This is a genomic window from Vagococcus sp. QWL-13 (assembly GCF_058683555.1).
The window spans coordinates 2,186,034-2,211,094 of record NZ_CM178746.1 but is presented as its reverse complement, the minus strand read 5'-3'; the positions used below and the strand labels follow the sequence as shown (position 1 = coordinate 2,211,094).

Below are 25,061 nucleotides of genomic sequence, written 5' to 3'. Positions count from 1 at the left end.
ATTCCTCCATACACTTATATTATTCTTTTATCGTCTCCATTATATCTTCAAGTTTACAATCAAGAGCTTCACATATTTTAAGCAGAATATCCGTAGTGATATTCTCGCCTTTACCAAGCTTTGCTATAGATGCAGAGCTTATACCGGTGGCATTCTTCAAATCTTGTTTATTCATATTTTTATCAATTAGCATTTTCCAGAGTTTGTTGTAGCTAATTCTGAGCATATTTCTATCTCCTTTATTGGATTTCCATCCTAATTGCTATATACATCATGTAAAAAACCATAACGACTTTCTTTGTACTTACTTACATATTTGCCATGTGTAAATTCTATTACCTTAGCATCTCTAGCCTCATAATCTAAATCTGGAAGATCCTTTGTGTTTTCTACAACTATCATTTGTCCTTCGGATTGATTGTCAATAAAGTATTGGAATAGGGCGGTTCTCATGCTTGTAGGTGCATTATCATCAACGCCTTGATCAAGACCAAGCAAAGGTGTATCCACCACAAAAATTCCTGGTCTATGTACAGCATCTTCGTGTAAATACTTTCTAAAAGTTAACCCTACAATTGTATTGATAAAAGCCCAGTAACCCTTACCATGACTATCTTCTTTTGCATAGCCATTTATTTCTAAATCAAACGTACCCATGTTGAAATGAGCCGTATTCAAATTTTCATATTTGCAGTCAACTAGAATTGAATATGCTATTTCATCTATACGTGTATTAAAATCGACAGGGAAGTGTTCTTTTGGTTTAAATTTTGGGTTATCCGAATCATCACTTTCTTGCTTTTGTAATTCAACAATCCACTCTTGTGAAACGCTTTGCAATACAGTTGATTCTTGTTGTAATTGTATATATGAGCGATATTGTTGTATTCCTTCTCTTAGTTTATTAGATTGAGGAGTAAGTTCGGTTTCGATTAATTTATCTATCCCCGATCTTTGTCTTTCAAGATGATCGATTTTTTCACGAACTTCATATAATAATGAAACGACATCTTCTTCACTCTCAGACAAGCCCTGTAATTGCGTAATTATGCGATTCAGTTCAGCTCTTGATGCTTTAATGTATGATTTTCTCTCTGCTGGTTGCATATTACCATCACAAAAAGGACATTTTTTATTTTTATCAACAGAGTGTAGATGTACCTCTCCATCTACAATAAATGATAATCTCTTTATATCAGCTGTATATTGGCTTCGTAGCGATTGAAAGTGAGAATAAGTAACTTGGTTTTCTGCTTCTTTTTCCTTTAAGTCTAGTAAAGTACTTAGTAAATCCTTACTTTCTTCTGTAGCAGCAGCAATAGCAGCTTCAGTTTCAGAGAGATTATCAATCAACTTTTGCATTTCATTTTCCACATCTAAATCGCTATAAGCAGATAATGCTTTTTGTAGCTCTTCTCTTTTTTTAGACATCTGAGAAATTCTACCGTTTACAAATTGGCGAACAGCATCTTTTTTTGCTTTGCTGATTTCATCCTTGTCATGTTCCTCCATATTTGGGAATTCATTTCCTGTTAGAAGATATAGAAGGGATGCAAAAAAATAAGGATTTTGAGTAGGCGATGAAGGTAAAAGTACCGATTTTGGATTTTCAATTTCTTGTTCTTTTAACCAAAACAATCCCATAAGAGTTTTCCATGAGAGGCGTTGTCTAGCAAAATCTTGATTTTTTATTATCATTGGCAGTTTTTTAATACCAATCAATTTAAGCCAAAGTTCATTTAAAACAGGATTTTTATTCCCGTTACTCTTATATTTAACGTCATAGTCACCACCATCAATTGAGTTAATTTGGCTGACCACGTTTACTATATTCTTTCCAACTATCCGAGAGAGATGAATAGTGCCTTCTGGGGTATTAATATCTAGGCTGACGCTATCATATCCTGTTTGTTCTTTTTCAAAAGGCTTTTCAATTACACCCATAGCAAACTGGATGCATTTTAATATGCAGGTCTTTCCGGAATCGGAAACTCCACAAATGATATTTAATCCTTTATCAAAAGTTACAATAGCAGGGGACTTCCCTGTGCCGGTTGCTGTGACTTTAGAAATATAAAACGCCATACAGGTTACTCCTTCCTTAACGATTTAGACGCTTCTCTACTAATCAAATTAAGAAGTTCGTTTTCGTTTTTCGAATCCATATAAATAATAGCTTTGTGTGCATACAATCTATATTCATTGGCATAATCAGAAGCTAGGGAACTGCATAAGGCAAGTCCACGTTCTGTAATAGAATATATAAAGCCATCATTTGAATAAGAAACCCTAACCAAGTTTTCTAAAACAAGCTGTTTAATAGCTTGTTGTGATAATGATCTTCTCGCAGAAAATTCAGAAAAACTAAATTCATTATCACCATGAAGATTGCTATTTGATAATCCAAATTCTTTTGAGTAATTTGAAATAAAATCTGCTGTTACCAGCTTATCAATTGTAAACTTATTATTATTAGACAATGATAAGACAAGTAGTAATCTCATTGATATTTCAAATTCAGTATTGAAAACTTTATCATTCATCTTCATCCACCCACCGAACGCAACCATCATTTACCAATAGATGACAGGTTCCTTTCTTTTCTTTTGGGCCTACTAGATTTTGGATATTATCAACAACAGATGTGGTAGAGCAATCGACTACCTTTTTCATAACGGCTAACAGCCTTTTGTATCCATCATCGTAATCATCCCATAAAGTATCTTTAATGTAATCATGTGTTTCAGACTTCCACTTCTTAGAATGTTCTTCGCCTTTATCTATAGATTCTCGAATAAAGCGGTCAATACGCAATGCACTATAATAATTAATTCGTTGATCAGAGAAGTTCCTTTTATATTTTGTAGGTAGCGAGTCTAAATCAGCTTTTGTCAAATCACCAGACTTAATAGCCTCTGCATAAGCCGCAAGCAACTCATGAACATATTTTTCTTCTTCAGGAGCAATATCTTGTGGAGGCTCAATCTCCTTGGGAATAGATATTTCAACAGTACCGATATGTAATTTTCCATCTGATTCGTCATAATAAATAGTTTGTGGAGGTAAAGATGTCAATTTAGAAGTGGAGGTTGAATTATTAGAAACATTGATGCTAGAAGATTCTCTACCCTCATAAATGTCATCTAGGATTTGAAGAAATAAATCAGCACAAGCATATCCAAAAACTTCGTCGGAATTGAAATTAGGAATCACTGTTTTGATTTCTTCCTCTATAGCCATCTGATTATGATCGTTTAATTTACTTATGTAGTTTGCAAATTTATCTGTATCTTTTCGACTAATCACTTTTTGCACGTTTCTCTTACTTAATGGGAGAGTTCCTTTAAAAAAACGATCCAAAGAATCCGGTGCAAGGGAATCGAATGGATTGTATTTATTTTTCGCAGATAGTTCTATTTCTTCAGACGATTGAGGGTCTCTCATAATATTGTCAAAAAGCGACAGAAAAAATTCATATGGTTTATATGACGTGTCACTATGTTTATAAAGTATATTCGCAAATTCACTAAAGCGCATTATCCGGCACCTCCAACTATATTTCCGAATCTTTCCGAACCTCTCCGAGTCCTTCCTTAATGGAGGGGCTTTTTTTTATACAATTTTATTAGTAATTGAGTGGTGTTGAGTATGAAATGTAGGTAAAAAATATCGCTTACATTATATCACAAGAAATTACACATTACCAGAGGAGAAATTCACAAATGTAAATATTTTATCGTTCTAGTTGAATTTATCTTCAAAAAATGAAAGGAGGTGTCGGAATGGCAAAGCGTAATTCAAAGCAAACATCTAAAAGAGTTGCATCAAAAGCAAGCAAAATCCTTAGTGATGGACGCTACAGTAAGAAATCCAAGTCAGTGGCTGGCAGTGCTTTAAGTCAAACTAGACCAAGCAAGAAAAAGTAATTTTCAGAACAAATGATAGGTAGAGACAGATTTGAATAATCAGCCTACCTATCCTCCCTAAGGGAGAAATCTATCCAGAGCGGTTATCGCTCAACAAAATCAATCTCAAAGTCCTAGTGCGCATACGGACGGCGGGATGCATAAGAGTTCAGAACACAGTGATAAAGACTGTGTTTGGAATGAAGATGCACCCACCGTTATTTCGTGTGCCCTTTTTTAGGACAAGCGGAGTCTGTGGACATCTTCACCACAGGCTCTTTTTGTATTCCGCCGCCCAATGCCTAGGCGGAAAGGAATACTTTATGAAGATTAGAGTTTTATATGAAGACAACATCAAAAATGGTCACAAAAACTACACCACAATTGAAATTCCAGATGGAGATTACAGCGTCATGCTGGATATCGACTATGAGCAACGTCTTGCAGAAGCAAAGCCTGAAAAGAAAGCAGAGGTGAAACGCTGCGAGACTCTACAAGAAATGTTCGACCTCATGAACAACAAGGAATATAACCATTGGCGTCGATATCATAGGCATCTTGGTAATCCTAAGACACCTTATCGAAAAGATGATGAAGTTGAAATAGATGTCATGGATACTTTCGCTGATAACTCTCAGGAGATAGAACGCAATCACCAAGATGAGTACGAATCTGTCTGTCAATGGATACGCACTGCTCTTGGTAAAAAGCAAGATTGGGCAGATATGTTTATTGCAGTACGCATTGACGGTATGTCGATTCGAGAATATGCCAGTTCCATCGGTGTAAGTGAAAACAACATTACTCAGAAATTAAAGCGAGCCACAAAGAAATTAGAACAAGAATATAAAAACCGTCAGATTTGACCTTCTCCCAAGGCTACTAGGTAGGAGGTCAAGACCTCCAAAAAAACACAAGGAGGTAATTCGAATGGAATTACAAGTTTACAAAAATGCAGAGTTTGGCTCTGTACGTACTACAACGATTGGCGGGCAACCATATTTTGTTGGCAAGGATGTAGCAAGCATTCTTGGTTATGCAAATACTCGCAAAGCTTTAATTGACCATGTTGATGAAGAGGACAAGGATGACGTAACGATTCGTGACGCCATCGGAAGAAATCAAACGATGACTGCTATCAACGAGTCTGGTCTGTACAGTCTCATCCTCTCAAGCAAGATGCCAAATGCTAAGAAGTTTAAGCGATGGGTGACTAGTGAAGTCCTCCCTGCTATTCGCAAACATGGACTCTATGCTACGGATGATTTAATCGCAAACCCAGACCTTGCCATTGCTGCTTTTACTGCACTGAAAGAGGAGCGTGAAAAGAACAAGGAATTGATGGCAGCTGTTGCGATTAGTCAGCAGCAAGTTGCTGAGATGCAGCCCAAGGCTACCTATTATGATGTGGTTCTTAAATGCAGGGATGCAGTAAACATTTCTGTGATTGCCAAAGATTACGGCTGGAGTGCCATGCGCATGAACGAGTACCTTCATGAAAAAGGCATTCAGTTTAAGCAAGGTGATATCTGGTTGCTTTATCAGAAATATGCTCCAAATGGATATACCAAAACTAACACTCACATTTACGAGGATAGTAAAGGTATCCAACATACGAAAGTGCATACCAAGTGGACTCAAAAAGGCAGACTCTTTATCTATGAACAGCTAAAGGCGGATGGTATTTATCCGCAGATTGAGATGGAGGTGTGATATGGGAACCAATAAATTCAATGCAGAGGGATATCATGACCCAACTCCTCATAAAGCACTTAGCAATATCACCCGTGAGGAAAAGGCAGCAGCAAAAGCTGCCTTTAAGCCTCTTGTCTATATTTGTTCTCCATTTAGTGGCGATATTGAAAACAACAATAAGCGCACACGAGAATTTTGCCGTTTTGCTTTAGATAAGGGCAATATCCCGCTTGCTCCACACCTTCTATTTCCACAGTTCATGGATGACAGCAATGAACAGGAACGTGACCTCGCTATTTTCATGGATATTATCCTGATGGGCAAATGTCAAGAGGTCTGGGTTCTAGGTGATGTGATCTCAAGAGGTATGAGTATTGAAATTGAAAAAGCAAAGAAGCGCAGACAGCCGGTTAGATACTTTAATAAAGATTTTGAGGAGGTAGAGTCTCTATGAAGATAGCATACGGCAACAGCCGAATGGATAAGAAATGGAAAAACACAGACATCAGCTGGGAGGACTTCTGCTCCCGAGTTAAGACCACGCAGCGTACCACTGAAACCGTAGAAGAATATCGAAAAATGAGAAAAGGTGGTCAGGATTCCATTAAAGATGTCGGGGGTTTTGTCGGCGGTCACTTAAAAGATGGTAGACGCAAAAAAGGGAATGTTCTATCACGCGCCATGCTCACCCTTGATATGGATTATGGCACAAGTACTATCTGGGAAGAAATCTCTACCTTCTTCCCTTATCAGTGTTGTATCTATTCTACTCATAAGCATACTCCAGAAAATCCAAGACTAAGGCTGATCATTCCTCTCTTCCGTGATGTGGGAGAGGAAGAGTATGCAGCCGTTAGTCGTATGGTCGCAAAGGAGATAGGTATTGATCTTTTTGATGATACGACCTATGAACCTGAACGATTAATGTATTGGCCGTCTACTTCAAGAAACGGCATTTTTGTGTATGAGGAAAAAGATGGCTCTCTCCTAGATCCTGATGTATTTCTAAACAAATACGATGATTGGCGAGACACCAGTACTTGGCCCGTATCCTCCCGTCAGTCAGAAGTCATTAATCGCTCATTAAAAGAACAAGCCGATCCACTTTCTAAGGAGGGTGTCATCGGTACTTTTTGCCGTAGCTACTCAGTAAGCAGTGCAATCGATATGTTCTTAAAGGATACATACGAGCCTTCAGCAATGACTGGTCGCTATGATTATATCCCGGCTGATTCTAGTGCCGGGGTTATCCTCTATGATGATAAGTTCGCATACTCCCATCATGCAACAGATCCTGCAAGTGGGAGACTTCTTAATGCTTTTGATCTCGTTCGTATTCATAAGTTTGGTCATTTAGATGATCGAGCGACAGAAAGCACACCTCCAAGTAAACTACCATCCTTTATCAACATGTGTGAATTTGCCATCCAAGACGACGCAGTAAAAGCACAGTTTACGAAAGAGCGGATGGAACAGGCAACAATCGATTTTACTGAAGACAACTGGCAGACAGCCCTTGAATTGGATAAGCAAGGAAAGATTAAGGACACCTTGGATAATATTGTTCTCATCATCCGTAACGATTCAGAACTAGAATCCATTGCTTTTAATAAGCACCGTGATGGAATCGATGCAAGAGACGGACTACCTTGGGAACAGATGAAGGGTGGCTGGAATGATTCAGACAATGCAGCTCTTAAAGTTTATCTATCTAATAAATATGGCATCTACTCCCCAACCAAAACAAAGGACGCAATACTAGCAGTCGCAGCAGAGCGATCCTATCATCCTATAAAAGAATACCTGGATCATCTACCAGAGTGGGATGGAACCGATCGCGTTGAGACCTTACTGATTGATTATTTTAATGCAACAGATAATTCCTATACCAGAGCCGTTACTAGAAAAATGATGGTGGCAGCAGTCGCTAGAATTGTTCATCCTGGTACGAAATTCGACAGCGTTTTAATTCTAAATGGACCACAAGGAATCGGTAAGTCTACCTTCTTTGCAAAGCTTGCAGGCGATTGGTTTTCCGATAGTTTAACCCTCACCGATATGAAAGACAAAGCAGGACCTGAAAAACTTCAGGGGTACTGGATTTTAGAACTGGGCGAACTAGCCGGCATGCGAAAAACCGATGTGGAGGTTGTGAAATCCTTTATTTCAAGATCAGATGATAAATACCGTGCCAGTTATGGGGTGAATGTTGAAAGCCACCCACGTCAATGTATCATTGTCGGTTCTACCAATGCAGAAAGTGGATTCTTGCGAGATATCACGGGTAACCGAAGATTCTGGCCAGTGCGTATTAGTGGTGATGGTAAAAGAAAAGCATGGCAGATGTCCGTATACGATGTAGAGCAGATTTGGGCAGAAACTTTGGTGCTTTATGCCAAAGGTGAAAAGCTCTATTTAGAGGGCAGTGATGTAGAGTTGGCAACGAATGAGCAGGCAGATGCCATGGAGAGTGATGAGCGAGAAGGGCTTGTTCGCACTTACCTCGATACGCTTTTACCCGATGATTGGAATGACCTGTCCTTATACGAGCGAAGAAACTACCTAAACGGTAGTGAATTTGGTGGGGAATCCCGTGTTGGCACGGTAGAACGTACGCTTGTTTGTAATATGGAAATTTGGTGTGAATGCTTTGGAAGGGATGCCTCCGCCATGAAACCTGCGGACTCCTATGCCATTGCAGGCATTATGAAAAAGATTAATGGGTGGAACAAGTACCAAGGGAACAAGAATGGAACAAGTAATTTTCCCATTTACGGTAGACAACGTTGTTACGAGAAAATTGAATAAGGTCGTTCCTTGTTCTTTAGTTGTTCCTTATGCTTGTTCTCTTAAAAACCCAGTCATTACCGATGTTTTGGCGTTACTGGAATGAGTGGAACAAGAGTTTTACTACTTAGTAATAAATTAATAAATAGTAGTAGTAAAGCATCGTGAGCGTATGTATGCGCGCGTATAGGAAAAAACGTTAAAAGTTGTGCTTGTTGTTCCTGATGAATTGTTGGAGGTCATTTATGCAAGAAAAATATATAGAACAAAAACTGGTAGCAGCAGTAAAAAGCATGGGAGGTATGGCACCGAAATTTGTGAGTCCTGGAATAGATGGCATGCCCGATCGCATTGTATTACTTCCCATGGGGAGAATCGCCTTTGTCGAATGTAAGGCAACAGGAAAAAAGATGCGACCTTTACAGAATAAAAGAAAGAAGCAATTAGAGGCATTAGGCTTTTTGGTTTATTGCCTGGATGATGTTAAACAGATTGGAGGGATACTCAGTGAAATACAAGCCACATGAATACCAAAGCTATGCCACTGAATTCATTTTATCCCATCCCATATCGGCAGTATTTCTTGAAATGGGTTTAGGTAAAAGTGTGATTACCTTATCTGCCATCTTTGATTTGTGTTTAGATAGCTTTCTAGTATGTAAAGTGTTAGTGATTGCGCCTTTAAGAGTAGCAAGGGATACATGGCCTGCCGAAATCAATAAGTGGGATCACTTAAAAGGACTCTCTTATTCGGTGGTAGTGGGAACAGAAAAAGAAAGAATCGATGCCCTCAAGAAACAATCAACGCTATACATTATCAACCGCGAGAACGTGGATTGGTTGGTTCATAAAAGTGGTATTCCTTTTCATTTTGATATGGTAGTCATTGATGAGTTATCATCATTTAAATCCTATGGAGCAAAGCGGTTTAAGAGTCTCCTCAAAGTTAGACCCTCAGTAAAAAGAATAGTCGGTCTTACCGGTACTCCCTCCAGTAATGGATTGATGGATTTATGGGCAGAGTTTCGAATTCTTGATTTGGGTCAAAGGCTAGGACGCTACGTCAGCCATTACCGAAATACCTACTTTACACCAGATAAGAGAAATGCCCAGATTGTATTTTCTTATAAACCACTGCCCGGTGCTGAAGAGGAAATCTACAAACAAATATCAGACATCACCATTTCTATGAAATCTACCGATTATCTCACCATGCCTGAATATGTCAGTAATGAAGTGCTTGTCACTTTAAGTGAAAAAGAATGGAAAGTCTATTCAGATTTTAAGGAAGACATGGTGGCTAACTTAGGTGATGAAGAAATTGATGCGGTTAATGCGGCAGTCCTTTCTGGAAAACTGCTACAGATGGCAAATGGTGCAGTATACGATAGCGGGAATAAGGCCCATGTAATTCATGACAAAAAGCTAGATGCCTTGGAAGATTTAATTGAAGGAGCAAATGGGAAACCAGTCCTTGTTGCTTATTGGTATAAGCATGATTTAGAACGAATTAAAGATCGATTTCCAGTCAGACAAATTCAGTCATCAAAGGATATTGAGGATTGGAATGATGGCAAGATACCCATTGCTGTTATTCATCCAGCCAGTGCCGGTCATGGTCTTAATCTTCAAAGCGGCGGTTCAACGCTGATCTGGTTTGGTCTGACCTGGTCACTAGAGCTGTATCAGCAAACCAATGCAAGACTTTATAGACAGGGTCAAAAGAATACAGTTATTGTCCACCACATCATCACCAAAAACACCATTGATGAAGACGTACTACTTGCACTCACAAAAAAGGAGAAAACTCAAGATGCCTTGATTGATGCGGTGAAGGCGAATTTAGAGGTGATGCGATGACAGAACCTTATCAAAATTTAGCCAATGCCATTATTTTGATGGCTGTTAAGGATTATAGAGATGCCTTAAAGAAATTAAAGAAACGTCCGCGTTATGGACCGGCACAAGATATGAAAAACGAGGTGGAGAGGTTCTTCCACTCTGATTGGTATAGAGAACTTACCTCTGTTGATGGGAATGTCCTAATCAAAAAGCTACAAGCGGAGGTGAGCGAGCAATGAAAGCAAAAGAATATTTACACCAAGCCTACAGGCTAGACAAACGAATCCAATCAAACATTGAGGAAATGGAAAGGCTAAGGGAGCTATCGACGAGTGTTTCCTCCCCTAGCTGGGGTGAAAGAATACAAAACCAGCGGCATACCGATGCTTTGTTTGTCAGATACCTGGAACGCATTGAAGAACTACAAATCAAGATTAATGATGAGGTAGATCATCTTGTAGCACTGAAAGCAGAGATTCGAGATGTGATTAATAAAGTAACGGATATCGATGAACGTATGGTGTTACGTTACCGTTATGTTCATAACTTTACTTGGGAACAAATCGGTGATGAGCTGAACGCTGACAGGACTACTGTTTATAGGTGGCATAACGCAGCACTTAGGCATGTGGTTCTTCCTGAAAATCCAATTCAGATATAACTTGCACATTTTGCAACACTTTGCAACAAGATACCACTATGGCATCCATGTTACATTATAATCAGCAAGATAGAATACTTACCAAGCCTTGTGGGATGCGCCCTGCAGGGCTTTTTCTATGCCCAGAAAGCGAGGTGATGAGGTGCCAAGAAAACCAAAACGACCATGCAGTACACCAGGCTGTCCCAACTTAACCGATGGCCAGTACTGTGAAGACCATCGAGTAGAAGAGCGTAGGCGCTATGACAAATACCAACGGTCAAAGGATGTTAATAAGAAATACGGCAGAGCCTGGAAAAGAATCCGAGACCGGTATGCACAGGAACATCCCCTGTGTGAGATGTGTAAAGAGGACGGAAGACTAACTCCCACCGATGAAGTGCATCACGTCCTCCCTGTTTCTCAAGGAGGTACACACGATAGAAGTAATTTGATGTCCTTGTGTAAATCCTGTCACAACAAGATTCATTTAGAAATCGGTGATCGACAGATTCGCAACTGAGCCAAGGGGGAGGTCAAATCTCTAGACCTCTTATGGCGGACAACGGCCTGGGGCTTCGCGTGTAAAAATCAGAAATCAAAGGGGGTATTAAAGACTTTTAGGAAAGTGGGGTGAAAACATGGCGAAAGATGGTACAGCAAGAGGTGGTCAGCGCGTTGGTGCTGGAAGGAAATCAAAGGCTCTAACCGATAAAATTGCTGATGGCAGATTAAATGGTGCCATGGTACTGCCAGAACCAACGGATATAGAAGGTGCAGATGTGCCAGCTGTAAAAGATTATTTAAAGGCTACTCAGAAAAATGGCAAAGACCTCTGTGCAGAAGATATATATATCGAAACTTACAAGTGGCTGAAAGATCGTAGCTGCGAAATGTTAGTAAACAACCAGTTAATCGAGCAGTATGCCATGAGTGTTTCTCGTTGGATTCAGTGCGAAGAGTGCATTTCAGAGTATGGCTTTCTTGCCAAGCATCCAACCACTTCCGCTGCCATCGCATCACCTTATGTTGCGATGAGTCGTGAATACATGAAACAGGTCAACCAGTGTTGGTATCAGATTTACCAGATTGTGAAGGAAAACTGCTCTGTGGAGTTCGGTGGAAGAAGTCCACAAGATGATTTGATGGAGCGGTTATTATCTGCTCGGAAAGGAAAATAAAATGAAAAAATATAAAACGTGCGAAAGTGTCTGTAAAGGTCATCCCGATAAATTATGTGATCTTATTTCAGATAGCATTTTAGATGCGTGTTTAAGAAAAGATAAATCTTCTCGTGTTGCTTGCGAGGTGATGGCAACTAAAGGTCACATCATTGTTGCCGGTGAGATTACCTGCTCAAAGAGAATTGACATTAGAGGTGTTGTCCGCCGTGTTCTTACGGATGTGGGCTACAATCCTAGAAAGTTTTTAGTCTTTGTCTATGTCCATCAACAAAGCAAAGATATCGCAGGTGGTGTAGATAGGGCCTTGGAATCTCGTGAGGGTGATACGTCATGGTATTCCATGTTAGGAGCGGGTGACCAAGGCACCGTTTATGGCTATGCCACCGATGAAACCAGTGAAAAATTACCTCTCCCCTTAGTCTTATCCCACGCCATTTGCGAAAAGCTAGATAAGGTGATGAAGAATGGTGTCATTAAAGATATTGGCCCAGATGGTAAGGCTCAAGTGACCGTTGAATATGAAGGTGACAAACCAAAACGAATTAAGACCATCGTTGCCTCCGTTCAACACAGTGCAGATAAAGATTTAGATGTTTTAAGAAATGAAGTCATTGCTCAGGTGCTGTGGCCTGTCTTTGAAAAATATCCATTTGACGATGAAACTGAGATCCTTATTAATCCAAGTGGACGATTTGTTGAAGGAGGACCAGCAGCAGATACAGGGCTTACGGGAAGAAAAATCATGGTTGATACCTATGGTGGACTCGCCGCTCATGGTGGCGGTGCGTTTTCAGGCAAAGACCCGACAAAAGTGGACCGCAGTGGTGCTTATATGGCTAGGGCGATTGCAAAGAATATTGTTCGATGTGGCTTTGCTAAGCGATGTCAGGTTGCGATTTCCTATGCTATTGGAAAAGCAGATCCGGTTGCTCTTGAGATTGATACCTTTGGAACAGGCACGGTGGAAGAAAGTATCCTTTGTCGTGCAGTGCTAGATGTATTCAATCTAAGACCTGCAGCCATTATCGAAAAGCTAAAGCTGACGGATGTTATTTATGCAGATACAGCTACTTACGGCCATTTCAGATATGGATTAAGCTCGTGGGAATTTTTAGATTGCTATACAGAACTAAGGGAGGCGGTAAACAAATATGTTGATTGAAAAGAAGAACACAAAAGACCTCATCCCTGCAACATACAATCCTCGTAAAGATTTGAAACCAGGAGATGCAGAATACGATAAATTAAAACGATCCATTGAACAATTTGGTTATGTAGAGCCGGTTATCTGGAATAAGGTGACCAGCCATGTTGTTGGTGGGCATCAAAGACTAAAAGTTCTCATTGATATGGGCATCACAGAAGTTGAATGTGTCATCATTGAAATGGACGAAGAAAAAGAAAAAGCACTCAACATCGCGCTCAATAAAATCAGCGGTGATTGGGACAAGGATAAATTGGCCCTTTTAATTTCAGATTTACAAGGTGTAGATTTTGATGTTTCCCTAACTGGATTTGACCCTAAAGAACTAGATGACTTATTTAAAGACACGCTGAAAGAGGGGATCCACGATGATGACTTTGATGTGGAGACAGAACTAAAAAAGCCTGCCATCAGCAAGCTTGGTGACATCTGGACGCTTGGCAGACACAGGCTTATCTGTGGTGACTCCACAAAGGAAGAAACCTATGATGTGCTGATGAATAAAAAGAAGGCAAACTTGTGTGTAACAGACCCTCCCTACAATGTGAATTATGAAGGTGCTGCAGGGAAAATCAAAAATGACCATATGGGAAATGATGCCTTTTATCAATTCCTTTTAGACGCCTTTATCAATATCGAAGAAGTGCTGGCAGACGATGCCTCCATCTATGTATTTCATGCCGACACCGAAGGGTTTAATTTTAGAAAAGCTTTCTCGGATGCCGGTTTTTATTTGTCTGGCTGTTGTATCTGGAAAAAGGACTCACTTGTACTGGGGCGTTCTCCTTATCAATGGCAGCACGAACCTGTGCTGTTTGGCTGGAAAAAGAAAGGCAAGCATCAGTGGTATACGGGCAGGAAAGAAACCACCATCTGGGAATTTGATAAGCCAAAGAGAAATGGTGATCATCCTACGATGAAACCCATCCCTCTTCTCGCCTATCCAATTTTGAACTCCTCTATGAGTAACACCATTGTGCTAGATCCTTTTGGTGGCAGTGGTAGTACCTTAATTGCTTGTGAACAATCAGAGCGCATTTGCTACACGGCAGAATTAGATGAAAAGTTTTGCGATGTCATTATCAAACGCTACATTGAACAGGTCGGAACTTCTACTGATGTCAGCGTCCAAAGGGATGGGCTGAGCTACAACTATGATGAACTGGAGGTTGCTGATGGTTAATCTAACCCTTGGCAGTCTTTTTGATGGTTCAGGTGGTTTTCCTTTAGGCGGTTTAATTTCCGGTATTACCCCAGTATGGGCATCGGAGATTGAACCGTTTCCTATTAGGGTCACAACGAAAAGGCTGCCTTTTATAAAACATTACGGCGATATTTCTTACATGGATGGCAGTAAGATAGAACCGGTAGATATTATTACTTTTGGCTCACCTTGTCAGGATTTATCCATAGCAGGTAAGCGTGATGGCTTGGATGGTAAACGTTCAAGTCTTTTTTATGAGGCCATCCGAATTGTAAAAGAAATGAGGTGTGCTACAGATGGCAAAAAACCAAGATATATTGTCTGGGAAAACGTCCCTGGAGCCTTCTCATCAAACAAAGGAGAAGATTTCAGATGTGTCCTTGAAGGCATCTGCCACATCAAGGATGAAACCTTATCAGTTCCTAAGATTGATAAGTGGAAACAGGCAGGAACTATTGTGGGAGACCATTTTTCCCTTGCCTGGCGAGTGCTTGACGCTCAATACTGGGGAGTTCCCCAACGAAGAAAACGAATCTTCCTTGTCGCAGATTTTGCAGGTGGGGGTGCCGGAGAAATACTATTTAAGTCAGAAGGCTTGTCTGGGTATTCTAAGGAGAGCATCCGCTCGTGGCAAGGTGCTACCAGCTATATTGCAGACAGCACTGGAGAGGCAGGCACAATCTGCTTAAATGACCAGGGCGGCAATCGTATGGATGTGACAGAGGATATTACTTGTACCCTACGTGCTAAGTCAAATCATCCACCTTGTGTTATGGACTCGGCTGTTTTTGATAATCACGGAAAGGATACACGTTTTACTGGACCGATAGATGTTGCTCCTACGATTTCAGCGACCTATGGAACAGGAGGCAACAACCAACCATTTGTTGTGGAGAATTCTAAGACTTATGATGTGCGATTTACCTCGGAAGGAACTGTAAATGCCCGTTCCAATGTTTACGAAAGTGATACGGCAAGAACGATTGATACGTCAGGTAATGCACCGGACAGCAATCAAGGTGGTATTGCAGTGGTGGAATCGTATGGTTTACAAGGTTCTATGATAGGACGGGCAGATAAGAATGGACCTCAAGGTGATGGTGTGAATGAAGAGCTTAGCTTTACTTTAAATACCGTAGATAAACACGCTGTGGTCTATGCAATTGATAGAGAGTCATTTAACTGCGGTCAAAACTATGCTAGAAACCTAGGAATTACTGAAGACGGAATTAATTCAACACTGAAGGCACAAGGGCCAAGCGCTGTTGCAACACCCACCTATTCATCCAGTAAGGCATCGTTTTTTACAGATGCTAAAGAGGAACTGGCCAATACACTGGTTGCTACCGACTATAAGGATCCGCCACTTATCAATGATAATGACGGGATAGACTACACGGTGAGAAGATTAACGCCAACAGAGTGTGCAAGACTGCAAGGTTTTCCAGATTGGTGGTGCAGCGATTTAGGCATAGAGACCCCAACGACGGATGACCTTCGGATTTGGTATGACATCTTCGAAACATTTCGTAAAGCAACGGGAGCTTACACCAAACCTAAGACACTAAAGCAAATCAAGAAGTGGCTTAGAAACCCTCATTCAGATTCTGCAGAATATAAGATGTGGGGTAATGGAGTAGCCCTGCCCAATGTATGTTTTGTCCTATCGGGCATTGTTTGGTTTACACAATTAGAGGTGAAATATTAAGTCTCATTTCTACACCTAAAAAGCGAGAAATAGCTTGCTATAGTAGTGGTTTAGAGTGATATATGTACATACCAAAACAAAGGAGGTTTTGTACATGGTCATTAAATATAACGTAACAGGAGCAGACCGAAAAAGGCTAGTTACAACACTGAGCAAAATTACAGGTGTGAAAGCAAAGTATCTAGGAATGCCTAGCATGGCTTATGAGGTGGGGGATTTTATCATCGATAAGAATGGAAACCTTGAACTCAGCGACAAGGCAAATCGCACGGAAATCGAGCGTGTGGCTAGGCATTTAGCCAGCGAGGGTTTTATTGCTGAGGAAGAGATAAGCGCTACAGAGGGCAGACAAACGGCAGACAGCGAGGAGTTTGGCCTTACAGTTTCCATGCCAAGGAGCAACTTTTCTGAAGGCGCACTTGAAAACTTACAAGCACTTGTTGAGGCAAAAGGAGAACTAATTCGTCATGCACTTGATGTAGAAGAATTGCCGATTGAAATTTCTGAAGATGAAGTTTCATTTCCTTGGTTTGAAGAGTTACCAACACCAGAAGAGATTAAAGCATATACCCACTTCATTTCAGCCTTATCAGAGATGGCGATAAATCAGAAACGCATCACGGTGAAAGAGAAAGAAGTAGAAAATGAAAAATACGCCTTCAGATGCTTTTTACTCCGCCTTGGCTTTATTGGAAAAGACTATAAAGATGAGCGAAAAATACTGCTTAGAAACCTGACAGGTTCATCGGCATTTAAAGGAGGAGCAAAAAATGAGGATAATTAGTAAAGAACGGTTACAAAATCTTCGTGAGAAGTACCCTGTAGGCTGCCGAGTAGAATTACTAAGAATGGATGATATTCAAGCACCAGTGATTGGAACAAAAGGAACAGTAATAGGAGTTGATGATATCGGCTCAATCATGGTGTCTTGGGACACAGGGTCTAGTTTATCCGTTGTTTTTGGAGAAGACCTTTGCAGGAGGATTGACGATGACAGATAAGATAAAAGAGCAGATTATTGCCATTCGAGATACAGGCCTTACCAATATGTTTGATGTGAACGCAGTCCAAAGAATCGCAGATGAGATGGAATTTTATGAGCTGGTCATTTTTCTTGAAGAAGAAAAAGCCAAGTATGTGAAGTTCATTTTAAACGGTGATGAAGATTAAATCATAAATAATTCAATAGTACAGGGGTTTGAGCGTGCAGACGCTCTTTCTCTCGTCATACAGCTTAAGGCTGTATTTTTTATGATCATTTTGAAGGGAGGTGACCGCAATTAGAAAGCTCAAGAAATATAAACCGACACCTTTTATGGCAAAAGACTCTATCTACGATAAAGATGCTGCAGATTATGCGGTCAACTTTATTGAATGTTTAAGTCATACCAAAGGGAAATGGTCTGGAAAACCATTTGAACTGATTGATTGGCAAGAACAAATTATTAGAGACCTCTTTGGCACACTGAAACCAGATGGCTATCGGCAATTTAATACGGCCTATATTGAGATTCCTAAGAAAATGGGGAAATCTGAATTAGCGGCAGCTGTCGCACTACTGCTTACTTGTGGTGATGGTGAAGAAAGAGCCGAGGTTTATGGTTGCGCCGCAGACAGGCAACAGGCATCCATTGTTTTTGAAGTGGCTGCTGACATGGTGCGTATGAGTCCGGCACTGAGTAAACGAGTCAAAATCTTATCGGCAACAAAACGGATCATTTTCCAACCGACTAATAGTTTTTATCAAGTGCTGTCAGCAGAGGCCTATTCAAAGCATGGATTTAATATTCATGGTGTTGTTTTTGATGAGCTGCATACGCAGCCCAACAGAAAACTCTTTGATGTCATGACCAAAGGTTCTGGTGATGCCAGAACGCAGCCTCTTTATTTTCTGATCACCACAGCAGGCTCTGATACAAAATCAATCTGCTATGAAACCCATCAGAAAGCCAAAGACCTCATGGAGAAAAGAAAGATTGATCCAACCTTTTATCCGGTTATTTATGGAGCAGATGAGTCCGATGATTGGACCAGTCCAAAGGTGTGGAAAAAAGCGAATCCAAGCCTTGGCATAACGGTAGGGATTGATAAGGTAAAAGCCGCCTGTGAATCAGCCAAGCAAAACCCTGCAGAAGAGAATGCCTTTAGACAGCTAAGGCTTAATCAGTGGGTCAAACAAGCGGTTCGCTGGATGCCAATGGATAAATGGGATAAATGCGCCTTTGCCGTAAATGAAGAGGATTTACTTGGAAGGGTATGCTATGGCGGACTAGACCTTTCTAGCTCCATTGATATAACAGCCTTTGTATTGGTGTTTCCTCCCCTAGATGAGGATGATAAATACATCATTCTTCCCTACTTTTGGCTGCCAGAAGAAACTCTAAGTGCCAGGGTCAACCGTGACCATGTTCCCTATGATGTCTGGGAAAAGCAAGGACAGCTTAAAACAACGGAAGGCAATGTGGTCCATTACGGTTTTATTGAGAAGTTCATCGAAGAACTTGGCGAAAAGTACAATATTCGTGAGATTGCCTTTGACCGTTGGGGAGCCGTACAAATGGTTCAAAACCTAGAAGGCATGGGTTTTACCGTAGTCCCCTTTGGTCAGGGATTTAAGGATATGAGTCCACCGACTAAGGAACTGATGAAACTAACGCTAGAGGAAAAGGTTGCTCATGGTGGGCATCCAGTACTTCGTTGGATGATGGATAACATTTTTGTTCGAACGGACCCGGCAGGAAACATCAAGCCAGACAAGGAAAAATCATCAGAAAAAATTGATGGTGCAGTGGCAACGATTATGGCTCTTGATCGAGCGATTCGTTGTGGCAACGATACGAGTGCTTCGGTTTATGACAACCGAGGCATTCTCTTTATATGAGGAGGTGATTGATTTTGGGATTTTTATCATCCATTTTTAAGGCAAGAGATAAGCCTACTGATAGAGCGGTGAGTTCCAACTATACCTTTTTAATGGGTTCAAGCACAGCAGGTAAAACAGTGACCGAGCGGTCGGCACTTCAAATGACGGCCGTATACTCTTGTGTTCGAATATTAGCTGAAGCAGTAGCAGGGCTTCCTCTGCATCTTTATTGTTATACAGAAGATGGTGGCAAGGAAAAAGCAATTGACCATTCCTTGTATCGACTTTTGCATGATGAACCGAATCCTGAGATGAGTTCCTTTGTGTTTAGAGAAACACTGATGACTCATCTTTTATTATGGGGGAATTGTTATGCGCAGATTATTCGCAATGGAAAAGGTGAAGTTGTAGGACTCTACCCCTTGATGTCAAATCGGATGTCAGTTCATCGAGATGAGAGTGGGCAGCTCTATTACTTATATACCAGAGGTGCAGATGATGTGAACAGTACGAAGGGTATGACAGTAAAACTTAGTACCTCCGATGTACTTCATATTCCCGGACTCGGGTTTGATGGACTGGTTGGCTACTCCCCGATTGCGATGGCTAAAAATGCGATTGGTCTAGCCATTGCAACAGAGGAATATGGAGCCAAGTTCTTTGCTAACGGTGCGGCTCCAAGTGGTGTGCTTGAACATCCGGGAACGATTAAAGAACCTGGGAAAGTCAGAGAGGCTTGGCAGTCACAATTTGGTGGCAGTGCCAATTCCAATAAAATAGCTGTACTTGAAGAAGGGATGAAATATACACCGATTTCCATTTCACCAGAACAAGCACAATTCCTTGAAACAAGGAAGTTTCAAATAAATGAAATTGCTCGGATTTTCAGAGTCCCTCCTCACATGGTAGGCGACCTTGAGAAGTCGAGCTTTTCTAATATTGAGCAACAATCTCTTGAGTTTGTGAAATACACCTTAGACCCTTGGGTAGTGCGTTGGGAGCAAACCCTAGCCCGCACCCTTTTTACACCGGAAGAAAAGAAAAAATACTTCTTTAGATTCAATGTGGAAGGTCTGCTTAGAGGGGATTATGTTAGTCGCATGAGCGGGTATGCCACAGCAAGGCAGAACGGTTGGATGAGTGCAAATGATATTCGAGAACTTGAAAACCTAGACCGTATCCCTTCAGAGGATGGCGGTGACATGTACCTTGTCAACGGTAATATGCTCCCTCTTACAAAGGCAGGTGCATTCGCAAATACAAACGAGGATGGAAAGGAGGAAGACTTGGATGAAGAACAAGATGTTTTGGCGATGGAAGAACCAAGCAAGCGAACAAGAAGAACGAGTTCTTGAGCTTTATGGAACAATCGCTGAAGAAAGCTGGTTTGATGATGATGTGACCCCGCAGATGTTTAGAAATGAACTCTTTAGCGGAAAAGGACCCATCACCTTATGGATTAACTCACCGGGTGGAGATTGCATTGCCGCAAGTCAGATTTATACCATGTTGATGGATTATCCAGATGAGGTAACCGTCAAGATTGATGGGATTGCAGCATCTGCCGCCTCTGTCATTGCCATGGCAGGAACAAAGGTACTAATGGCTCCGACAGCACTCATGATGATTCATAACCCAGCAACCATCACGATGGGTGATCATGAAGACATGAAACGAGCGATTGAGATGTTAGATGAGGTGAAAGAAAGCATTATCAATGCCTATGAGATTAAGACTGGAATATCTCGCATCAAACTATCTCATCTGATGGATGCTGAAACCTGGATGAATGCCAACAAAGCCATAGAACTTGGCTTTGCAGACGATGTGCTAAAGGATGAGAAACAATCCGAACCCACTTTTTCTGCCTATGCGTTTTCTAGAAAAGCAGTGGCAACTAACCTACTTAACAAAATGGCAGAAAAGAATAAACCAATTCAGGCGGAGGAATCTGCCAAACCCCAAGGGCGCTCAATTGATGAACTCAAGGAGCGTCTTTTGATTATCAAAAAATATATGTAAATGGAGGAATTTTACTATGACGATTACAGAAATGCGTAATAAACGCAAAAAGCTTATTGAAACGATGGATGGGTTCTTGGACACTCATAAAACCAAGAATGGCACATTATCCGCAGAAGATGATAAAACCTACAAAACCATGGAAGATGAGATCACTGAACTTACCAATGAAATCCATCGTATGGAAAGACGTGAGGCAATCGAGGCTGAACTTGAAAAACCTGTCAGCAAGCCAATCATTGAAAACCCGATGAATGGCCGAGTGGATAATGATGAAGTTAAGACCGGCCGAGCAGCTGATTCTTATAAGACTGCCATGCTTTCAGCCCTTCGCTCAAACTTCCGTAATGTATCCAATGTCCTACAAGAAGGGGTAGACGCAGATGGTGGCTATCTCGTACCCGAAGAATACGACAGCAGATTGATTGATGGTCTGGAAGAAGAGAATATCATTCGTAAGCTGGGTCACAGAATTACCACATCAGGTGAGCGAAAAATCAATATTGCAGCTACAAAACCTGCAGCTGCATGGATTGATGAGGGCGAGGCACTGACCTTTAGTGATGCAACCTTCTCTCAAATCAATCTGGATGCCCACAAACTTCACGTAGCTGTAAAGGTGACTGAAGAGCTGCTCTATGACAATGCCTTCCAACTGGAGAACTACATCATTGAGGAGTTTTATAAGGCACTGGCCAATGCCGAAGAAGATGCCTTTATTAATGGTAATGGTACAGGAAAACCACTGGGTATTCTAGCTGCAAGTGGTGGAGCTGAAGTCGGTGTGACCACAGCATCTGCAACGGCGATTACTGCTGACGAAGTAATTAACCTAGTGTATTCACTGAAGCGTCCTTACCGTAAAAATGCCGTGTTCATTTTAAATGACCAGACCATTGCAGCCCTTAGAAAACTAAAGGACGGTAACGGTGCCTATATGTGGCAACCGGCCCTTGTTGCAGGTGAACCAGATAAACTACTTGGCTATCCTGTTTATACATCTGCTTATATGCCTACCATTGAGGCAGGTGCTAAGACCATTATCTTTGGCGATTTGTCTTACTACAACATTGGAGATCGTGGTTCTCGTTCCTTTGCAGAACTTCGTGAGCTGTTTGCAGGTAATGGCATGGTCGGTTTTGTTGCTAAAGAACGTGTGGATGGCAAGTTAGTACTACCTGAAGCAATCAAGGTTCTTCAGCAGAAAGCCTAACGGAGGTGCGATATGGATTACAACACAAAAAACTACACCGAACAAGGCGGAGATAAAACCGTCATCGCAGGAACGTTAGAGATTAAGGAGGGAGCAACCGTAACAGGTCTCCCTTCTTCTTTTACTCCTGCAGAAAACCAAGCACCTAGTGTGGCAGAAGATATTACGAGTTTAGTTGCTGATTTTAATGCATTGCTTTCAAAGCTTCAAACAGCAGGACTCATGGAAGCTGATTAAAAAGAGAAAGGATGGTAGCGGTATGACACTGATTCAAAAGGTAAAGGCAAACTTGATTTTAGAGCATGAAGCTGATGACGAACTCTTAGAGATGTTCATCGCCGCTGCTGTCAGTTATGCCGAGAGTTATCAGCATGTACCAGAAAATTTCTATAGCGACAATCCTATGCCACCGACTACAGAGCAAGCCATTATTATGCTTTCCTCTCATTTTTATGAAAGCAGAGATGGTAGTACAGGTGGCTTCTTTGCAGATAATGTGCAGGCGGGTCAGCAGGTTTGGAAAACGGTCAACCTACTATTAAGACTCGATCGGGATTGGAAGGTGTAAACATTGAAAGCGAGGTACTGGTTGTGAGTTTCGGAAAAATGAATGGATTTGCTGATATTAAGGTAGTCACAAAAACAAAAGACAGTGAAGGATTTGCGACAACATCAGAAACCGTGATTGCTTCGATTCGAGTCTACCGGGAAGGGCGTCATGGCAGTGAACGCTGGGCTAACCTAGCTACTTTTTCAGAGGCTACAGATTTATTCAGGTTTCGTGCGATTCCAGGAGTCGAGGTCACGACAGAACATTTTATTGTGTGTGATGGAGAGCGTTTTGATATTACCTCGGTAGAAAACGTAAAAGGTCGAGGTATGTATACAGAAGTTTTGGCAAAGAAGGTGGTGAGCAGTATTGGCAAAAGTTGATATTAAGATGCCCGATGATTTTTTGCTCAAGATTTCAAAGCTTGGATCTGACTTTGACCCTGTTGCCGAAAAGGTGCTAAAAGCAGGTGGCGAAGTCGTTTTCAAACGAACGAAGAGCAATCTTTCTGCTGTAATCGGTAAAGGTACAAAGCATGAATCACGATCAACGGGTGAATTAGAAAAGGCACTCGGTGTCACTTCAGTCAGGCTAGATAGGAACGGAAACCACAATATAAAAATTGGATTTTCTGAACCAAGGCCTGATGGTGAGAGTAACGCAAAAATAGCAAACATCCTTGAGTATGGCAAACACGGTCAACCTGCGAAACCTTTTTTGAAACCAGCTAAAAGTGCATCAAAGTCTGAGTGTATCTCAGTAATGAAAAGCACTTTTGAAGAGGAGGTCAAAAAGATATGAGCATTCTAGCAGACTTACAAGTCGCTTTAGAATCACTGGATGTTCCAATAGAAACAGGCGTGTTCTCGGATACTGCGCCGTCAAAGTACATGGTGATTGTTCCGATGAGCGATAGATTTGACCTTCATTCGGATAATCTACCATGCATCGATGTTCAAGAGGCACGGATTTCAATTTATAGCAAAGGCAGTTATACAGCGTTAAAAAATCAAGTGGTGCAGTTATTGTTGGCTTCCAGTTTCACCATAACCGCACGGAGCTACATCGGCTTTGAAGATGATACGGGCTATTACCACTACAACGTGGATGTAGCCAAACATTATGAAATAGGAGGTAATTAAAAATGGCAACAATTGGTCTGGATAAACTTTATTATGCGACCATCACAGATGATGAAAATGGCGAAGAAATCTATGGCACACCCACTCAGCTGGCAAAAGCAATCTCAGCAGAGTTATCTGTTGAACTGGCAGAGGCAACTCTCTATGCAGATGATGGTGCGGCAGAAATCGTTAAAGAATTTAAAAATGGCACTATCTCTCTTGGAGTGGATGATATTGGCTCGACTACTGCAGCCGCCTTAACCGGAGTCACGGTTGATAAGAACAACGTTGTGGTTTCTAACAGTGAAGATGGCGGGGATCCTGTGGCTGTTGGTTTTAGAGCAAAGAAATCCAATGGCAAGTATAAATACTATTGGCTCTATCGAGTGAAATTCGGTATTCCTGCGACAAACCTAGCAACAAAAGGTGACAGTATTACATTCTCAACACCAACAATTGAAGGTACGGTTCTCCGAAGAAACAAGCCGGATACAAGCGGTAAACATCCGTGGAAAGCGGAAGTGACCGAAGGCGATAAGGATGTACCGGCATCGGTTATCAGCAGTTGGTATACAGAAGTCTATGAACCGGATTACACAGTTACGGAGGGCTAAGCGATGGATAACGAACGAACAGCAAGCATTCGTATTGGTGGCGATGAATATGTGCTACTACTTACTACAAAAGCAACAAAGGAAATCGCAGGACGATATGGTGGTCTTGAAAACTTAGGCGATAAGCTAATGAAGTCTGAGAATGTCGAGATGGCACTTTCAGAGATTGTGTGGCTGATTACCTTACTGGCCAATCAAAGTACTCTTGTCTATAACATCAAGCACAAGGATGCTCCGAAGGAATTACTGACAGAAGATGAGGTAGAAATTCTCACAAGCCCGATTGATTTGGCAGAGTACAAAGAGGCAATTATGAATGCCCTTTACAAGGGTGCAAAAAGAAATGTACTCAGTGAGGAAAGCCAAAAAAACGCAGTAGCCCCGTAAGTGACGAAGAGTTATTTACGAGGCTTTTATATTACGGCATCAGCGTATTACATCTGACCATGGATGAATTTTGGCTGATGCCGTTTGGTTTGCTACTAGACTTGTGGGAGTGTCACAAA

32 protein-coding genes are annotated in these 25,061 nt (G+C 41.3%); 28 read left to right on the top strand and 4 right to left on the bottom strand.

What is annotated here, in order from left to right:
* Positions 1-19: 19 nt before the first annotated feature.
* Genes AC4PHI_RS10345 through AC4PHI_RS10330 form a run of 4 tightly spaced genes read right to left on the bottom strand, consistent with a single transcriptional unit; the run spans position 20 to position 3,537 of the window.
* Entirely contained in the window at positions 20-226 is a 207-nt protein-coding gene (locus AC4PHI_RS10345; protein ID WP_492199786.1) for a helix-turn-helix domain-containing protein, read from the bottom strand.
* 29 nt (positions 227-255) lie between these two features.
* Positions 256-2,085, bottom strand: coding sequence for an ATP-binding protein (locus AC4PHI_RS10340; RefSeq protein WP_046391919.1), 1,830 nt, complete (start codon positions 2,083-2,085; stop codon positions 256-258).
* A 5-nt stretch (positions 2,086-2,090) separates the two neighbouring features.
* Positions 2,091-2,543, bottom strand: coding sequence for an ABC-three component system middle component 2 (locus AC4PHI_RS10335; RefSeq protein WP_046391918.1), 453 nt, complete (start codon positions 2,541-2,543; stop codon positions 2,091-2,093).
* A complete protein-coding gene (locus AC4PHI_RS10330; RefSeq protein WP_492199785.1) occupies positions 2,536-3,537 on the bottom strand; it encodes an ABC-three component system protein in 1,002 nt (333 codons plus the stop codon). The genes AC4PHI_RS10335 and AC4PHI_RS10330 overlap by 8 nt, the downstream gene beginning before the upstream one ends.
* A gap of 245 nt (positions 3,538-3,782) precedes the next feature.
* On the opposite strand from AC4PHI_RS10330, the gene AC4PHI_RS10325 reads away from it, so the two are divergent.
* The 28 genes from AC4PHI_RS10325 to AC4PHI_RS10190 all read left to right on the top strand — a co-directional run bounded on the left by AC4PHI_RS10325 (position 3,783) and on the right by AC4PHI_RS10190 (position 24,942).
* Positions 3,783-3,926: a hypothetical protein gene (locus AC4PHI_RS10325; RefSeq protein ID WP_167620309.1), complete on the top strand. Its 144-nt coding sequence runs from the start codon at positions 3,783-3,785 to the stop codon at positions 3,924-3,926.
* Positions 3,927-4,228: 302 nt separating this feature from the next.
* Positions 4,229-4,771 carry an RNA polymerase sigma factor gene (locus AC4PHI_RS10320; RefSeq protein ID WP_492199784.1) on the top strand — a complete coding sequence of 181 codons (543 nt, stop codon included), beginning with the start codon at positions 4,229-4,231 and terminating at the stop codon, positions 4,769-4,771.
* A 64-nt stretch (positions 4,772-4,835) separates the two neighbouring features.
* Complete coding sequence (locus AC4PHI_RS10315) at positions 4,836-5,618, top strand: phage antirepressor KilAC domain-containing protein (protein WP_492199783.1); 783 nt, start codon at positions 4,836-4,838, stop codon at positions 5,616-5,618.
* A 1-nt stretch (position 5,619) separates the two neighbouring features.
* Positions 5,620-6,054, top strand: coding sequence for a DUF7768 domain-containing protein (locus AC4PHI_RS10310; RefSeq protein ID WP_492199782.1), 435 nt, complete (start codon positions 5,620-5,622; stop codon positions 6,052-6,054).
* Positions 6,051-8,408: a virulence-associated E family protein gene (locus AC4PHI_RS10305; protein ID WP_492199781.1), complete on the top strand. Its 2,358-nt coding sequence runs from the start codon at positions 6,051-6,053 to the stop codon at positions 8,406-8,408. The genes AC4PHI_RS10310 and AC4PHI_RS10305 overlap by 4 nt, the downstream gene beginning before the upstream one ends.
* A 224-nt stretch (positions 8,409-8,632) precedes the next feature.
* The gene (locus AC4PHI_RS10300) at positions 8,633-8,914 is read left to right on the top strand and encodes a VRR-NUC domain-containing protein (RefSeq protein WP_492199780.1); all 282 of its coding nucleotides are present in this window, start codon (positions 8,633-8,635) and stop codon (positions 8,912-8,914) included.
* A complete protein-coding gene (locus tag AC4PHI_RS10295) occupies positions 8,895-10,247 on the top strand; it encodes an SNF2-related protein (RefSeq protein WP_492199779.1) in 1,353 nt (450 codons plus the stop codon). Before AC4PHI_RS10300 ends, AC4PHI_RS10295 begins: the two co-directional genes overlap by 20 nt.
* On the top strand, positions 10,244-10,468 hold the full coding sequence (locus AC4PHI_RS10290; RefSeq protein WP_492199778.1) for a hypothetical protein: 225 nt from the start codon (positions 10,244-10,246) through the stop codon (positions 10,466-10,468). The genes AC4PHI_RS10295 and AC4PHI_RS10290 overlap by 4 nt, the downstream gene beginning before the upstream one ends.
* A complete protein-coding gene (locus AC4PHI_RS10285) occupies positions 10,465-10,890 on the top strand; it encodes a DUF1492 domain-containing protein (protein ID WP_492199777.1) in 426 nt (141 codons plus the stop codon). The genes AC4PHI_RS10290 and AC4PHI_RS10285 overlap by 4 nt, the downstream gene beginning before the upstream one ends.
* Positions 10,891-11,008: 118 nt before the next feature.
* Positions 11,009-11,392, top strand: a complete 384-nt coding sequence (locus tag AC4PHI_RS10280; protein WP_492199776.1) for an HNH endonuclease — start codon at positions 11,009-11,011, stop codon at positions 11,390-11,392.
* Between the two features lie 118 nt (positions 11,393-11,510).
* Positions 11,511-12,050 carry a P27 family phage terminase small subunit gene (locus tag AC4PHI_RS10275; RefSeq protein WP_122864841.1) on the top strand — a complete coding sequence of 180 codons (540 nt, stop codon included), beginning with the start codon at positions 11,511-11,513 and terminating at the stop codon, positions 12,048-12,050.
* A gap of 1 nt (position 12,051) precedes the next feature.
* Entirely contained in the window at positions 12,052-13,215 is a 1,164-nt protein-coding gene (gene metK / locus AC4PHI_RS10270) for a methionine adenosyltransferase (RefSeq protein ID WP_492199775.1), read from the top strand.
* Positions 13,205-14,440 (top strand): site-specific DNA-methyltransferase, encoded by a 1,236-nt coding sequence (locus AC4PHI_RS10265; RefSeq protein ID WP_492199774.1) that lies wholly within the window; start codon positions 13,205-13,207, stop codon positions 14,438-14,440. Before metK ends, AC4PHI_RS10265 begins: the two co-directional genes overlap by 11 nt.
* Positions 14,433-16,169, top strand: a complete 1,737-nt coding sequence (locus tag AC4PHI_RS10260; RefSeq protein ID WP_492199773.1) for a DNA cytosine methyltransferase — start codon at positions 14,433-14,435, stop codon at positions 16,167-16,169. The genes AC4PHI_RS10265 and AC4PHI_RS10260 overlap by 8 nt, the downstream gene beginning before the upstream one ends.
* A 94-nt stretch (positions 16,170-16,263) precedes the next feature.
* Positions 16,264-16,953: a virulence protein gene (locus AC4PHI_RS10255; protein ID WP_275166361.1), complete on the top strand. Its 690-nt coding sequence runs from the start codon at positions 16,264-16,266 to the stop codon at positions 16,951-16,953.
* A complete protein-coding gene (locus AC4PHI_RS10250; RefSeq protein WP_275166363.1) occupies positions 16,940-17,170 on the top strand; it encodes a DUF4314 domain-containing protein in 231 nt (76 codons plus the stop codon). Before AC4PHI_RS10255 ends, AC4PHI_RS10250 begins: the two co-directional genes overlap by 14 nt.
* Positions 17,160-17,339, top strand: coding sequence for a DUF5049 domain-containing protein (locus AC4PHI_RS10245; RefSeq protein WP_101355239.1), 180 nt, complete (start codon positions 17,160-17,162; stop codon positions 17,337-17,339). The genes AC4PHI_RS10250 and AC4PHI_RS10245 overlap by 11 nt, the downstream gene beginning before the upstream one ends.
* A gap of 109 nt (positions 17,340-17,448) precedes the next feature.
* A complete protein-coding gene (locus tag AC4PHI_RS10240) occupies positions 17,449-19,050 on the top strand; it encodes a terminase large subunit (RefSeq protein WP_230698135.1) in 1,602 nt (533 codons plus the stop codon).
* A 14-nt stretch (positions 19,051-19,064) separates the two neighbouring features.
* Positions 19,065-20,387 carry a phage portal protein gene (locus AC4PHI_RS10235; RefSeq protein WP_492199772.1) on the top strand — a complete coding sequence of 441 codons (1,323 nt, stop codon included), beginning with the start codon at positions 19,065-19,067 and terminating at the stop codon, positions 20,385-20,387.
* The gene (locus AC4PHI_RS10230; protein WP_275166368.1) at positions 20,323-21,054 is read left to right on the top strand and encodes a head maturation protease, ClpP-related; all 732 of its coding nucleotides are present in this window, start codon (positions 20,323-20,325) and stop codon (positions 21,052-21,054) included. The genes AC4PHI_RS10235 and AC4PHI_RS10230 overlap by 65 nt, the downstream gene beginning before the upstream one ends.
* A gap of 16 nt (positions 21,055-21,070) precedes the next feature.
* On the top strand, positions 21,071-22,267 hold the full coding sequence (locus AC4PHI_RS10225; protein WP_275163596.1) for a phage major capsid protein: 1,197 nt from the start codon (positions 21,071-21,073) through the stop codon (positions 22,265-22,267).
* 12 nt (positions 22,268-22,279) lie between these two features.
* Complete coding sequence (locus AC4PHI_RS10220) at positions 22,280-22,504, top strand: Head fiber protein (protein ID WP_067632694.1); 225 nt, start codon at positions 22,280-22,282, stop codon at positions 22,502-22,504.
* Positions 22,505-22,526: 22 nt separating this feature from the next.
* Positions 22,527-22,835: a head-tail connector protein gene (locus tag AC4PHI_RS10215; protein WP_067632692.1), complete on the top strand. Its 309-nt coding sequence runs from the start codon at positions 22,527-22,529 to the stop codon at positions 22,833-22,835.
* A 23-nt stretch (positions 22,836-22,858) separates the two neighbouring features.
* Positions 22,859-23,200, top strand: a complete 342-nt coding sequence (locus AC4PHI_RS10210) for a head-tail adaptor protein (protein WP_067632690.1) — start codon at positions 22,859-22,861, stop codon at positions 23,198-23,200.
* The gene (locus tag AC4PHI_RS10205; RefSeq protein ID WP_067632687.1) at positions 23,187-23,618 is read left to right on the top strand and encodes an HK97-gp10 family putative phage morphogenesis protein; all 432 of its coding nucleotides are present in this window, start codon (positions 23,187-23,189) and stop codon (positions 23,616-23,618) included. Before AC4PHI_RS10210 ends, AC4PHI_RS10205 begins: the two co-directional genes overlap by 14 nt.
* Complete coding sequence (locus AC4PHI_RS10200; RefSeq protein WP_067632684.1) at positions 23,615-23,959, top strand: hypothetical protein; 345 nt, start codon at positions 23,615-23,617, stop codon at positions 23,957-23,959. Before AC4PHI_RS10205 ends, AC4PHI_RS10200 begins: the two co-directional genes overlap by 4 nt.
* A 2-nt stretch (positions 23,960-23,961) precedes the next feature.
* Complete coding sequence (locus tag AC4PHI_RS10195; protein ID WP_275163592.1) at positions 23,962-24,555, top strand: major tail protein; 594 nt, start codon at positions 23,962-23,964, stop codon at positions 24,553-24,555.
* A 3-nt stretch (positions 24,556-24,558) separates the two neighbouring features.
* Positions 24,559-24,942, top strand: coding sequence for a hypothetical protein (locus AC4PHI_RS10190; protein ID WP_067632680.1), 384 nt, complete (start codon positions 24,559-24,561; stop codon positions 24,940-24,942).
* Positions 24,943-25,061: the final 119 nt, after the last annotated feature.